The sequence below is a fragment of the Hoeflea sp. genome, assembly GCF_039975035.1.
In the GTDB taxonomy this organism is placed as follows: domain Bacteria; phylum Pseudomonadota; class Alphaproteobacteria; order Rhizobiales; family Rhizobiaceae; genus Hoeflea.
This window is the reverse complement of the sequence record NZ_JBDWHW010000264.1, coordinates 1-12,587: the sequence shown is the minus strand read 5'-3', so window position 1 is coordinate 12,587 and position 12,587 is coordinate 1. Positions and strand designations below refer to the sequence as shown.

Annotated in this window: 14 protein-coding genes; 5 read left to right on the top strand and 9 right to left on the bottom strand. The window is 61.4% G+C overall.

What is annotated here, in order from left to right; genetic code table 11:
- The first annotated feature begins 84 nt into the window (after positions 1-84).
- On the top strand, positions 85-1,479 hold the full coding sequence (locus ABJN75_RS23700) for an FAD-binding oxidoreductase (protein WP_348442148.1): 1,395 nt from the start codon (positions 85-87) through the stop codon (positions 1,477-1,479).
- A 56-nt stretch (positions 1,480-1,535) separates the two neighbouring features.
- Positions 1,536-2,480 carry a homocysteine S-methyltransferase family protein gene (locus ABJN75_RS23695; RefSeq protein ID WP_348442147.1) on the top strand — a complete coding sequence of 315 codons (945 nt, stop codon included), beginning with the start codon at positions 1,536-1,538 and terminating at the stop codon, positions 2,478-2,480.
- 182 nt (positions 2,481-2,662) lie between these two features.
- Here ABJN75_RS23695 and ABJN75_RS23690 read toward each other — a convergent pair whose 3' ends face one another.
- The 8 genes from ABJN75_RS23690 to ABJN75_RS23655 form a co-directional block, all read right to left on the bottom strand.
- Entirely contained in the window at positions 2,663-2,851 is a 189-nt protein-coding gene (locus ABJN75_RS23690; RefSeq protein WP_348442146.1) for a hypothetical protein, read from the bottom strand.
- A gap of 960 nt (positions 2,852-3,811) precedes the next feature.
- Positions 3,812-4,888 (bottom strand): 2Fe-2S iron-sulfur cluster-binding protein, encoded by a 1,077-nt coding sequence (locus ABJN75_RS23685; RefSeq protein WP_348442145.1) that lies wholly within the window; start codon positions 4,886-4,888, stop codon positions 3,812-3,814.
- Positions 4,889-4,901: 13 nt separating this feature from the next.
- Positions 4,902-5,456 (bottom strand): 1,2-phenylacetyl-CoA epoxidase subunit PaaD, encoded by a 555-nt coding sequence (gene paaD / locus ABJN75_RS23680; protein ID WP_348442144.1) that lies wholly within the window; start codon positions 5,454-5,456, stop codon positions 4,902-4,904.
- A gap of 5 nt (positions 5,457-5,461) precedes the next feature.
- The gene (gene paaC / locus ABJN75_RS23675) at positions 5,462-6,238 is read right to left on the bottom strand and encodes a 1,2-phenylacetyl-CoA epoxidase subunit PaaC (RefSeq protein ID WP_348442143.1); all 777 of its coding nucleotides are present in this window, start codon (positions 6,236-6,238) and stop codon (positions 5,462-5,464) included.
- On the bottom strand, positions 6,238-6,531 hold the full coding sequence (gene paaB, locus ABJN75_RS23670) for a 1,2-phenylacetyl-CoA epoxidase subunit PaaB (protein ID WP_348442142.1): 294 nt from the start codon (positions 6,529-6,531) through the stop codon (positions 6,238-6,240). The genes paaC and paaB overlap by 1 nt, the downstream gene beginning before the upstream one ends.
- Positions 6,528-7,523: a 1,2-phenylacetyl-CoA epoxidase subunit PaaA gene (gene paaA / locus ABJN75_RS23665; RefSeq protein WP_348442141.1), complete on the bottom strand. Its 996-nt coding sequence runs from the start codon at positions 7,521-7,523 to the stop codon at positions 6,528-6,530. The genes paaB and paaA overlap by 4 nt, the downstream gene beginning before the upstream one ends.
- A gap of 95 nt (positions 7,524-7,618) precedes the next feature.
- Positions 7,619-8,596: a PaaX family transcriptional regulator C-terminal domain-containing protein gene (locus ABJN75_RS23660; protein WP_348442140.1), complete on the bottom strand. Its 978-nt coding sequence runs from the start codon at positions 8,594-8,596 to the stop codon at positions 7,619-7,621.
- Positions 8,597-8,659: 63 nt separating this feature from the next.
- On the bottom strand, positions 8,660-8,806 hold the full coding sequence (locus ABJN75_RS23655; protein ID WP_348442139.1) for a hypothetical protein: 147 nt from the start codon (positions 8,804-8,806) through the stop codon (positions 8,660-8,662).
- A 182-nt stretch (positions 8,807-8,988) separates the two neighbouring features.
- Between ABJN75_RS23655 and ABJN75_RS23650 the strand changes: the two genes are divergently transcribed.
- Positions 8,989-9,852, top strand: coding sequence for a universal stress protein (locus tag ABJN75_RS23650; RefSeq protein WP_348442138.1), 864 nt, complete (start codon positions 8,989-8,991; stop codon positions 9,850-9,852).
- 55 nt (positions 9,853-9,907) lie between these two features.
- Here ABJN75_RS23650 and ABJN75_RS23645 read toward each other — a convergent pair whose 3' ends face one another.
- Entirely contained in the window at positions 9,908-10,516 is a 609-nt protein-coding gene (locus tag ABJN75_RS23645) for a DUF938 domain-containing protein (protein ID WP_348442137.1), read from the bottom strand.
- 279 nt (positions 10,517-10,795) lie between these two features.
- On the opposite strand from ABJN75_RS23645, the gene ABJN75_RS23640 reads away from it, so the two are divergent.
- Entirely contained in the window at positions 10,796-11,149 is a 354-nt protein-coding gene (locus ABJN75_RS23640; protein WP_348442136.1) for a VOC family protein, read from the top strand.
- Positions 11,150-11,442: 293 nt separating this feature from the next.
- Positions 11,443-12,587 (top strand): D-amino acid dehydrogenase (locus tag ABJN75_RS23635; protein ID WP_348442135.1); only part of this gene is annotated, 1,145 nt, incomplete at its 3' end.

Here is a 12,587-nt window from a genome sequence, read left to right as displayed (position 1 = left end):
TGCCTTGTGCTTGGCCACAATGCCACTCTGATGCTTCCGGGTATTGGGTTAGGTGAAAGTGAATTTGGAAAGAGGATATCTACGATGAATGATTTCAGAAACACGCCAGAAACCCTTTCGCTTGATTTTCGTGGCGAGATGATCGGCCCAGAAGATGCGCGATTTGACGGAGCAAGGGCCGTATGGAATGCGATGATAGATCGCCGCCCGGCTTTGATAGCTCAATGCAGAACTGCTGGCGACGTGCAGGCCGCTGTCAAGCACGCGGTTGCCTTTGATTTGCCCATTGCCATTCGTGGCGGGGGGCACAACGTTGCGGGCCATGCGGTCTGTGACAGCGGCGTTATGATCGACCTTTCGCTGATGCGCGGCGTGACGGTTGATGCAACTGCACGGGTGGCAAAGGTGCAAGGCGGCGCGTTGTGGCGTGACGTGGACGCTGCAACTCAGGTTCATGGGCTGGCGACGCCAGGTGGGTTGATTTCCGATACCGGTGTAGCAGGATTAACGCTTTCGGGTGGCATTGGCTGGCTGCGCGCACAGCATGGTTTGTCGATCGACAACCTTATGTCCGCCGACGTTGTCACCGCTGACGGCAATCTGATCCACACAAGTGCCGACGAAAACCCCGAACTGCTTTGGGCCCTTCAAGGTGGGGGTGGCAACTTCGGTGTCGTGGTGCAGTTCGAATTCGCGCTGCACCCAATAGGCCCCGAAGTAATGTTCGCTGCTCCAATCTACCTCGTCGAAGACGGCCCCGAACCCATTCGGACATGGCGCGACTTTGTTGCCAAACATGGCGATAGAGTTGGATCGCTTTGCGAGTTTTCCACGGCAGGCGGTGAGGATTTCCCTGAGGAACACTGGGGTAAGCGGGTCTTTACGCTGGCTTGCGTTTACAATGGTGATGCTGCTGAAGGTGAAACGCTTCTTCAACCACTTCGCGAGCTTGGCGAATTGTCGACCGATTTTTCCGGACGGATGAACTATTGCGATGTGCAGCAGCTGTTTGACACACTCATGCCCGCCGGAGATTTTCGCTGCTACTGGAAAGCCCGCTATCTGACAGAACTAACAGATGAGATGATTGACCTTGCCATGGCCAACGCTTTGGCAGCGCCTTCGGACAACTCACTCTCATCGCTTTGGAACTTTGGTGGAGCAACCGCCGGAGTTGCAGCGGACGCCACCGCTTTTGGCGACCGATCCATGGGATGGATGTACTCACTCGATAGCGTGTGGTCCGATCCCAGTGACGATGAGGCAAACATTGCTTGGTCTCGTGAAGGCTGGTCCAATTCCGAACGATTTGGCCATCATGGGCGTGCTTACCTAAATTTTGCGGGACATGGTGAGGACAACGCGGCGCTGACGCGGACAAGTTTCGGGCCGAACTATGAACAGCTTGTCAAGATAAAGACCAAATACGATCCGAAAAATCGGTTCCGCTTCAATCAAAATATTGCACCTGAGGCGTAGGACCAGCGAACCATTTTCCCACAGGCACACATCAATTTTTTCGACAGGAGCATAACATGTCCCAGCCGACAACCAGATTGCCGCATCAGACGGACGACATTTTCTTGACCGATGGCGGCACCGAGACTTGGCTTATGTATAAACGTGGCTTCGAGCTTCCAGAATTTAGCGCATTTCATCTGCTGAATGATGAGCGGTCAGCCCAGGCATTGCGAGAATACTATACTGCCTTTGCGAGAGTCGCCGTGAAGCTGGGAACCCCTTTCATCTTTGACAGCCTGACCTACCGGGCCAGTCGTGATTGGGGTGTTTTGCTTGGGTATTCGACCGAAGGATTGGCGGAGATGAACCACAAGTGTTTTGAGCTTTATCGTGAATGCGCCGCCGCCGCCGGGCTGGCACCGGAAGACACCCTGATCAGCGGTTGCATTGGCCCAAAGGGCGACGCCTACCAAACAAATCAGGACTTAACCGTCGAGAGTGCCGAAACATACCACGGCGAACAGATCGAGACGTTCAAGGCCGCGGGTGCTGATATCGTAACGGCGCTGACGTTGAACACAACGAACGAGGCTATTGGCATAGCAAGGGCAGCTGCCAAAGCGGGCATACCGTCGGTTATTGCGTTTACGATTGAGAAGGACCGTAGACTTCGAAGCGGTGAAACATTGAAACAAGCTATCGAAACGGTCGATGCGGGAACCGAAAACGCCCCTGCGTACTACATGATTAATTGTTCGCATCCCGTCGATTTCGGCCCTGCACTTGCGACCGAACCTTGGGCAAATCGCATTCGTGGATTGCGTGCCAACGCGTCATCTCTGGATCATGGTACCTTGTGCCAGTTGGGTCATCTCGAAGAAGGCAATCCTGATGAATTGGCGAGCCAGTACGTTGATCTCCGAGCGGCCCATCCGAAAATGAATGTCTTTGGTGGGTGTTGCGGCACGGACTATGTGCATGTCGAGAAAATCGGGCGGGCCCTGTTGGCTGCTGCGTGAGCGGCCTGTACCAACGTATTTGAGACAGCTAGCTGCCATTCGTGCAATGCGCGGCATTCGAAAAATGGGCTCGAAGCGGTCCGCTGCGTAGAGAACGAAGGTCTGCAAAGGGCCATGAGTGCGAGTGCGACTGAATTCCTCAAAGGTCTCAAACGGGCCGAAAGTGCCTCCCACCCCCACCCCTACTGCGCATCGAAATCCAGCACCAGCCGGGCCGTATCCGTTAGCGCCTGACAGCTCAGGGTAAAGCCGGTTTCGATTTTCCAAGGATCGAGCGACACATTTTCGTCCATGGTGGCGGTGCCCTCGACGATCTTGCAGCGGCAGATGCAATACATGCCGCCCTCTGCACCCGCGTCGTCATCAAGCACCGATCCAACGTTTCGTCATCCTCGGGCCCCGACCCGAGGATCCATTCCGTGATGCTTCCCAATGGTTTGCGTGGGGATGGGGCACGGCATGGAACCTCGAACGACGTCGCTCCGCTTGTCTTGGTCGGGGCTCGTGCATGCCGCCGGAGACTGCAGCGCGCGCGTAACGGCGGGCGGTCCGCGTCAACGGGCGGCCAACCTGCAAAATTCCTCCCGAAATGAGGACAATTCCACACCCCAACCCCAGCGATTTCAGGCATTTGCCGCAAAATCGTCGCCGTTTTGTCCCCACCCTGCATCTCCGTGCCATGCTTGGTCCACTCCCGCTGCCGGATGGATCGCGAACGTTTCGAGCCAGGCGGGAGGGAATGCCCCCCGATGCGGCCACGCAAACGTCAGCGTGGCCCGCGGGGCGAGGCGATGGCCAGTGCGGTTCCGCTGGCGGCGCGCTTTCCTTTCGGGAGTGCCGCGCCAGCCAGCCACCGGGCCGGGGTCCAGGTTTCCTGCCTGCGGTACGCGGGCAGGGCGGCAGCCCCGGTTCCGGGCCTGTGGCGGACATGTTTGCGCAAGGCGAGCAGGGTCCGTGCCGGAACACGCGTCCAAAGCATCTCCCGCGGTTTGTCCAGACCGCGGCCGGGGCAACCCGGATGGAGGGCCCTGAAGAGGGGCAGGTGAGGAAGCCAACCTCCGTGTCATGCGAGGCTGCCGCCTGCCGGATGGGGACGCCATCCGGCGAGTTCCGGGCCGCGCGCGCGTAGCGCCACCCTATTGCTTGCTTACCTGAGGCACTGCCCGCGTGCGGCCCTCCGGATCCTGCTTCTGCTCACACCCCGGCGGCACATGTCGCGCGGGCCGCGTGTGCGGCTGTCTAAATGCAGGGGACGGTTAGCTTTCGGGCGATCAGCCGACAGCCTGACCATGACCCGGTGTCAGCCCGAAACGAAACTGTCCCCGACCTGGTTACTGCGCATCAAAATCCAGCACCAGCTTGTCCGTCGTCGGGCGGGACTGGCAGGCCAGCGTAAAGCCGGCGGCGATTTCCCAGGGTTCGAGCGAGAAATTTTCGTCCATGGTGGCGGTGCCCTCGACGATTTTGCAGCGGCAGGTGCAGCACATGCCGCCGGCGCAGGAATAGGGCAGGTCGAGGCCGGCGCGCATGGCGGCGGTGAGCACCGTGTCGGCTTCGGCGTCGACGGTGATCATGCGGCGGGCGCCGTCGAGGATGATTTCGACTGCGGCGCCGTGTTTGATGCCACTGGCAGGCTTCGGCTCGGGCGCGGGGGCTGCGCCGGGAGCCGGGGTGAACAGCTCGAATTTCAGCCGGTCCCGGTCAACGCCGAGCCCCAGCATGGCGGTTGAGGCCGAGCGGATCATCGGTTCGGGACCGCAGATATAGATGGCGTCGGCTGATTTCGGGTCGATCAGGCCATGGCTTGCCAGCGTTTCGAGCTTGGCGGCATCGAGACGCCCGTTCATGATCTCGACGTCCTGGATTTCCTCGTCCATGACATGCAGCAGCGTGAAGCGGGTGGTGTAGCGGTCCTTGAGATCATTGAGATCATCGCGGAACATGACGCTTGCGGAATTGCGGTTGGCGTAAAGCAGGGTGACGCTGGAGCCGGGTTCGCCGGCCAGCACCGATCTGGCGATCGACAGGCACGGCGTGATGCCGGAGCCTGCGGCGAGCAGCAGATAATCATGGTCGCCGCCGATCTGAGCTGTGAACCGGCCCTGCGGCGGCATCACCTGAATCCGGTCGCCGGGCTTGAGGCTCTGGGCGAAGCCCGAGAAGCGGCCGTTTTCGATATGCTTGACGCCGACGGTGCGGCGGCCGGTCTGCTCAAGCGGCGAACAGATCGAATAGGAGCGGCGCATGTCCTGGCCACCGATGTCGGCGCGCAGCGTCAGATACTGGCCCGGCACGAAGGCGAAGGTCTCGTCGAGATCACCGGGAATGGCAAAGGTGATGGCGACCGCATCCGGCGTCTCGTTGCGGACGGCGGCAATTTCGAGTTCGTGAAAGCGCGGTGCGGCCATGATGAAGGTTCCCTCAGATGCACTTGAAATAGTCGAAAGGCTCGGCGCAGGTGTCGCAGCGGTAATGCGCCTTGCAGGCGGTGGAGCCGAATTCGGAGACTTTTGTGGTGTGAGTCGAGCCGCAGCGCGGGCAGGCGACGGTGTCTTCGGCAAAGAAGGCCCGCCTGCCGCCGGATGCGCCCGCCGGCGGGGCGATGCCATAGGCGCGCAGTTTCTCGCGGCCTTCGTCGGATATCCAGTCGGTGGTCCAGGCCGGCGTGATGACGCGTTCGATTCTGGAGTCAATTCCGGCGGTTAGAAGTGCTGTTTCCACCGCCATCTCAATGGCAATCACTGCCGGGCAGCCGGAATAGGTCGGCGTCAGTTTGACGACGATCTGGCCGGTCTCATCGCGGCTGACCGAGCGCAGGATGCCGAGATCGGCAACGGTGACGCAAGGCACTTCCGGATCGGGGACAGTGCTTGCCACTTCGAGCGCGCGGGCGAGCTGGAAATCTGCAACGTCGTTGCCTCGCTCCCGGCTGCCTTGGCCCTCGGTCATGGTCGGCGTCTCGGATGAGGCGGACATTCCGCTCACCAGGCCTGGCCGGGATAGGCGCGCTGCATGAACTGCAATTCGGCCAGCAGATGGCCCATGTCCTCGCCATGCAGGCCGTCGCGGCCACCCTTTTGCGGGACGCGGACTTCCGGCAGCTCGAGCCTGGCGGCGGCAAACACGGTGGCTATGGTCTGGTCCCACCCGGCACGCAGGCTTTCGGGGTCGGGCAGCAGCTTGGCTGCGATGGCGTCTGCGCGCGCCGGCGAGGCCATGAACATTTCGCCGGTGTAGCGGTGCAACTCGTCGATTGCGGCCTGCATGCGCATCGCGCTTTCCGCGGTGCCGTCGCCCAGCCGGATCACCCATTCGCCGGAATGGCGCAGGTGATAGGCCATTTCCTTTTCGGCCTTGGCGGCGATGCCGCGCAGGGTCTCGTCGCCGGATGTCGCGGTAATGGCGCGCCAGAACGGTTCCATGAAGGCGGCGAAATAAAGCTGGCGGGCCATGGTGACGGCGAAATCGCCATTCCTGCGTTCGACCAGCAGGCAATTGCGATAGTCGCGTTCGCGGCGCAGGAAGGCGAAGTCGTCCTCGCTTCTGCCCTTGCCTTCGAGGTCGCCGGCATGGGCGTAGAGCGCGCGGGCCTGGCCGAGCAGGTCGAGCCCCATATTGGCCAGCGCCAGATCTTCCTCCAGCGTCGGCGCATGGCCGCACCATTCCGACAGCCGGTGGCCGAGGATCAGGCAGTCATCAGCGATTTCGACGATGGCGCGGATTGCGGTTTCCCCGGCGCTTGCAACGGCCGCGTTCATCACATGTGCCCCACTTCATCGGGAATCTCGTAGAACGAGGGGTGGCGGTAGATCTTGTCGTCGGCGGGCTCAAAATTGGCTTCCGCAAAGGACGGATCGGAGGCCGAGATTTCAGCCGAGCGGACCACCCAGATCGAGTTGCCTTCGCCACGGCGGGTGTAGACATCACGGGCTGCCTGCAGCGCAAGCGCGGAATCAGCCGCATGCAGCGAGCCGACATGGCGATGATGCAGGCCGTTGCGCGGGCGGATGAAGACTTCCCACAGCGGGGTCAATTCTTCGGTCTTGCTCATTGTGCTGCCTCCTGGGGGATGTGCTTGCGGTCAGCCCGCTTGGCGGCGTGGGCAAGCGCTGCTTCACGCACCCAGGCGCCGTCGTCATGGGCCTTGTTGCGGTCGCGGATGCGGTCGCGGTTCATCTGGCCGTTGCCGGAGACAACCGCCTTGAACTCGGCCCAGTCGATCTCGCCGTGCTCGTAGAGTTTTGTCTCCTCGTTCCACCTGAGATCGGGATCGGGGACGGTGAGGCCGATGAATTCGGCCTGCGGCACGGTGGCGGTGATGAATTTCTGCCTGAGCTCGTCATTGGAAAAGCGCTTGATCTTCCATTTCATCGACTGGTCGGAATTGGTGCTGTCGGTGTCAGACGGTCCAAACATCATCAGCGACGGCCACCACCAGCGGTTTAAGGCGTCCTGCGCCAATTCCTTCTGATCTTCCGAGCCTCGGGCCAGCGCTATCATGATCTCGTAACCCTGGCGCTGGTGGAAGCTTTCTTCCTTGCAGACGCGGATCATGGCGCGGGCATAGGGGCCGTAGGAGCAGCGGCACAGCGGGATCTGGTTCATGATCGCGGCGCCATCGACCAGCCAGCCGATTGCGCCGATATCGGCCCAGGTCAATGTCGGGTAGTTGAAGATGGACGAGTACTTGGCCTTGCCCGACAACAGCTCGCCGGTCATCTGCTCGCGGGAGACGCCCAGCGTTTCGGCGGCGGAATAGAGATAGAGGCCGTGGCCGCCCTCGTCCTGGACCTTGGCCAGAAGCGCTATCTTGCGGCGAAGCGAGGGCGCGCGGGTGATCCAGTTGCCCTCGGGCAGCATGCCGACGATTTCCGAATGCGCGTGCTGGCCGATCTGGCGCACCAGCGTGCGGCGATAGCCTTCGGGCATCGGATCGTTGGGTTCGATTTTTTCCTCGCGGTCAATTCGCGCCTGGAATGCGGCGAGAAACTCTTCCGATTCCGTTGTGCTTGAATCCGCGCCGATAAGGCCCTGGCTGTACATATCGAGATCCTCCACTATGAAGGACAGCATATGTTACAAGCTTAAAGAATGTCAATGGTATTCTGTAACATGTCCGGCCGCGACCCGTTTGGTGGTCAGCCGCCGCCAAATCGCCTTGCCAGCCGCGCATCGGGCGGCGGCAAGGGTCGTGAAGGCGTGGATGCATTGGCGTCGAGCCAGTTTTCCGAGGCCGGAAGCAGGCGGGCGTAGATCGCTGCGATCAGCGCGCGGGTTTCAGGTTCGGGGTCTGTCGGCTGGACCAGATCGGCGGGGATGGCGAGCACCCTGAGCGCCAGCCGCCGCCATTCATGGATCATCAGGCATCTGAGCGCCATGGCGTCTTCCGGCGGGGGCGCTGGGCCGGCTTTGAGCGTTGCGGCGACAGGCAGATAGGCAGCGTGCAACCGGGCCATCTCGGCGGCCTGCCGGGCGTGCTCCATGGCGTTGAGCATCGCCGCGCCCGGGGTGAGCGCCGTTGTTTGCGCCACTGTCGCGCCAGGCAGGTAGAGCGCGGCGGGAAGGCCGGATACTGCGGCAAAGCAGACAAACACCTGCGGTGAGAGCTGCAATGCGCCCGCGGCCTCAATCAGATCCAGGGTGGCATCGGGCAACGGCGCGGGGGCGATCACCAGCGATCGCGGCGCGCCCGCCGGCAACAGCGAGTTTTGGGCATAGATCCGGCGTTCGGCGGAGAGCACGGTTTCGACAACATCGCCAGAGAGCCGGTAGAAACTGTTGCGGCCCTCCCGGTCGCGCTCGATCCACCCATCGGCAGCCAGCCGCGAGAGCGCGGTGCGCACCGCGCCATGTCCGACACCCAGCCGCTGCATCAGCGTCTGCAAGGCGCCAGCTGAAACCACGCCACCGCGCGGGCCTATGGCATCGCCCAGAAAGCTGACGATCAGCGACCAGGCCGACAGGCGCTGGCCGGCATGCAGTGCGGCAAGGCGTGCGGTGATGGTCTCAGTGATCGGATCGGGTGCGTGCATGGGGACGAGGCAATAGCCGGATTTGGGCGGAGCGGAAAGGGGGAGCCTTGCGAACGTGTCGGGCGCAATTGCCCGGCTGGTCACGAAGCACATGTCCGGGAGGGCAGCGACGCAAGGCTCGTGCCTCGTGCTACAGGAGGCAAAGGTTCAACTTGGCTGTTTCTCCTCGGTCTCGATTGAAGGGAAATCCCTGCGTTCGTCTTGCTTGCCGCCGCACAGGATATCGACGGCGCGGTCGGCTGCATCCTGAAACGGTTCGAGCACAATGGCCAACACCACGACAAGATCCTGCATGATCAGGAAGCCGAGCGCGATCTGCCTTGCGGTCTGATGCCGCAGAGGCGTTTGGACGCCCTTTGACCAATTCCGCCTTGCTAAGGCACAACATTGTAAAAGATACTTGATTCTGACAGGGCTGGGTGCGAACTCCCCGCTTGGCGCTTCCAGATCGAGACAGGTGACAGGGACCGGATGCAATGAAAAACATCATGATGGCCACGGATTTTTCCGAACGGTCGGACCGGGCGCTGAGGCGCGCGATCCTGCTCGCGAGGCAGCTTGGAGCCGGCATCACCCTGGTTCATGTGGTCGATGACGACCAGCAGCGGCGGATCGTCGAGGCAGAGCGCGATGCAGCGGAGACGTTGCTGCGCCAGATGGGCGAAACCCTGCGGGATGCCGATCAACTGGAATGCGAAACCCGGATCATTCTGGCCTCGCCCTTCGCCGGTATCGTTCAAGCCGTCGAAGATGGAAAACCCGATCTTCTGGTCATCGGGCCGCATCGCCGACAGGTGCTCAGGGATGTGTTCATCGGCACCACGGCAGAGCGGACAATCCGTGCGGTGGGATGCCCGGTGCTGATGGTCAATGCGCCGCCGGCCGGAAATTACCGTCATGTGATGCAAACCACCGATCTGTCCGACGGTTCGCGCGAAGCGCTGCAAAGGTTTCCCTCGCTCGGGATTTCCGGTGAGGCGCGAAACTCATTGCTTTATGTCTACGATGCGCCGGCGCTGCGGCTGGCTTTCAGCCACACCATGCCAAAAAGCGAGCGCGAGACCTACCGGAGTGACGAAAGCAGGGATGCGTCACGCAGACTTTCAGAGTTTCTAGCTACGGCGAACTTTGGTGGCGTTGCGCCAATGGTCCGTTTCGAGGCGACAACGGCCCAGCACGAAATCCTGGAAGCAGCGGACGCGGAAAAAGCCGATCTCGTCGTGATTTCGACCCATGGGCAAACCGGAATTGCGAAACTGTTCATCGGCAGCGTCACCGAACAGGTGCTGCGGATGTCGCCGGTCGACGTTCTTGCGCTTCCACCGCTCCGCAGCGCGTGAATTTTTTCGAAACAAAGCGCGATTGTGCGACGATCCGCGACAAAATCTGCATGCTTCACTGACGCGTAAACACCACGCCGAGATTGTTGGCGGGCATTTCGGTGACGGAGGTCATGGCCAGTCCTGCGGGTTCTGCAGCGCGCGCCACATCCTCAAGCAGGCGGATGCCCCATTCGGGGTTTCGGGCGCGCAGGCTTGCATCAAATTCCGCATTGCTTGGCTCAAGCGGCCGGCCCTGGCGCCGGTAGGGGCCGTAAAGCACCAGAATGCCTCCGGCGGGCAACAGCTTGCCTGCGGCCTTGAGCAGCCCTTGTGTCGCCGGCCAGGGGCTGATGTGGACCATGTTGATGGCTATCATGGCGTCCGCCCGTTCAATTGGCCAGGTCTGGCTCGACGCGTCGATATCGAGCGGCGGCAGCACATTGCCCAAGGCTTCGGCCTGCACCCAATGCAGGGTCGAGGCGCGGGCCTGCGGCGACGGATCGGAGGGCTGCCAGACAAGGTGCGGAAACAGGGATGCGAAATGGATGACATGCTCGCCGGAGCCGCTGGCAATTTCGAGCACGGTTCCGCTGTCAGGAAGCACGTGGCGCAGCAGATCAGCTATCGGGCCGCGGTTGCGCAGCGCGGAGGGACTGGTCAGTTTTGGGTCTTGCGACGGCATCTTTGATCCTTTGGGGCAGTGCGAAGCGAGGCGGCTGAACGGGCATCAACAGCCGGTCTACACGTTCTGACAGGATTTTGCATCTGCAACGCCACGCGTCCGAGGCCTGATACACTCTACCTGCCTGTCAGGGCGTTCGTCGCTTGCGGAGCAGAAATGCGCAAGGGGCTGCTTTTTCTGATCGAGGGGGTGGACGCGAGCTACAGGGCGACCGAGATTCCGTCGACGTAAGACCGGTTATGGATCAGCCATTGCCGCTCGCCCAATACGGAGGAAAATATGACTGTACGCCGTATCGTCGCCAATATCGCTGCAGACGCCGTCGCTGACGTCGGTGCCTTCTATGCCGAGTTGTTTGATCTCGAAACCGCCATGGATTTGGGCTGGATCGTCACGTTGGCTTCGGGTGAAACCTCGATGACGCAGATGAGCATTCTCAGCGAAGGCGGCTCCGGTGCACCGGTGCCGGATCTTTCCATTGAAGTCGATGATGTCGACGCCGTCTATGCCCGCGTCAAAGCGCGGGGCTGCGAGGTGGTGCACGACCTCACCGACGAGCCCTGGGGCGTGCGCCGCTTCTTCATTCGCGACCCCACTGGCAAGCTGCTCAACGTGCTGTCGCACCGGCGTTAATCTGACGGCCAAGGTCCGAACGCCGATGCCGGGCTTGCGCCGGTGATGTCTGACAATGATCCCGAGACAATGGCCAGGGATTGCAGGGTGTGCGCAAAGCAGATCACGCTCCCAGGGTCCCTGACGCTGTCATTTGTCGACTATTGCGAGCAGGTCTTCAAGGAGCTTTAGGCCATGAGCATTCACCACGTTTGAGAGCGTGACTGCATCGCTTGCAACGCAGGTTATTTACCCTAGGATCGGGTTTGATTTGCTTCAAAGTATGCGTGAAATGCCGGGAAGGATTGCCAGTCATGAAAGTTGTCGTAATGGGAGCCGGCGTTATCGGCGTCACCACCGCCTATTATCTGGCCAAGGGGGGAGCCGACGTGGTGGTGCTTGACCGGCAGACCGGGCCGGGGCTGGAAACCAGCTATGCCAATGCCGGGGAACTGAGCTACGGCATGACCTCGCCCTGGGCCGCGCCCGGGGTGCCGCTCAAGGCGATCAAATGGCTGTTCATGAAGCGCAGGCCGCTGTTCATCTGGCCGCTGATCAGCCCGACCATGTGGAAGTGGGGGCTGCAGATGCTACAAAACTGCAACGAGGAGAGCTACCGCACCAACAAGAGCCGGATGGTGCGGATTTCGAACTATTCGCGCGATGTGATGCCTGATCTGATTGCGGAAACCGGCATCGATTATGATGGCCGCGCGCAGGGCACGCTGCAACTGTTCCGCACCGCCAAGCAGCTCAAAGATTCGAAGGCCGACCAGGAGATTCTGGCCGAGTATGATTCGCCCTACGAGGTGCTGGATCGCGATGGCTGCATTGCCGCCGAGCCGGCGCTGGCAGAGGTCCGCAACAAGTTCGTCGGCGGCTTGCGGCTGACGGCGGACCGGACCGGCGATTGCCGCATGTTCACCATGGCGCTGGCAGAGAAATGCGCCGAGATGGGCGTTGAGTTCCAGTATGGCCAATCAATCAAGGCGATCGCCGTGGAGAACGGCAGAATTACCGGTGTGGACACCGAAATCGCGGGACGGATTACAGGCGACGCCTATGTCTGCGCGCTGGGCAGTTACGGGCCGCGGCTGCTCAACCCGATCGGCATGAAACTGCCGGTCTATCCGGTCAAGGGCTATTCGGTGACGCTGCCGGTGACCGAGGATGCGTTTGCGCCGCAATCGACCATCATGGACGAGACCCACAAGGTGGCGATCACAAGGCTGGGCGACCGCATCCGCGTCGCCGGCACCGCCGAGATCGCCGGCTATTCCGACCGCCTTGGGCCGCACGCCACCGACACGGTCAAACACGTCATCAGTGACCTGTTTCCCAAGGGCGGTGACATCTCCAAGGCCGAGGGCTGGACCGGCTTACGGCCGATGACGCCGGACGGCACGCCGGTGCTCGGGGCCTCGCGCTACGACAATCTCTATCTCAACACCGGCCACGG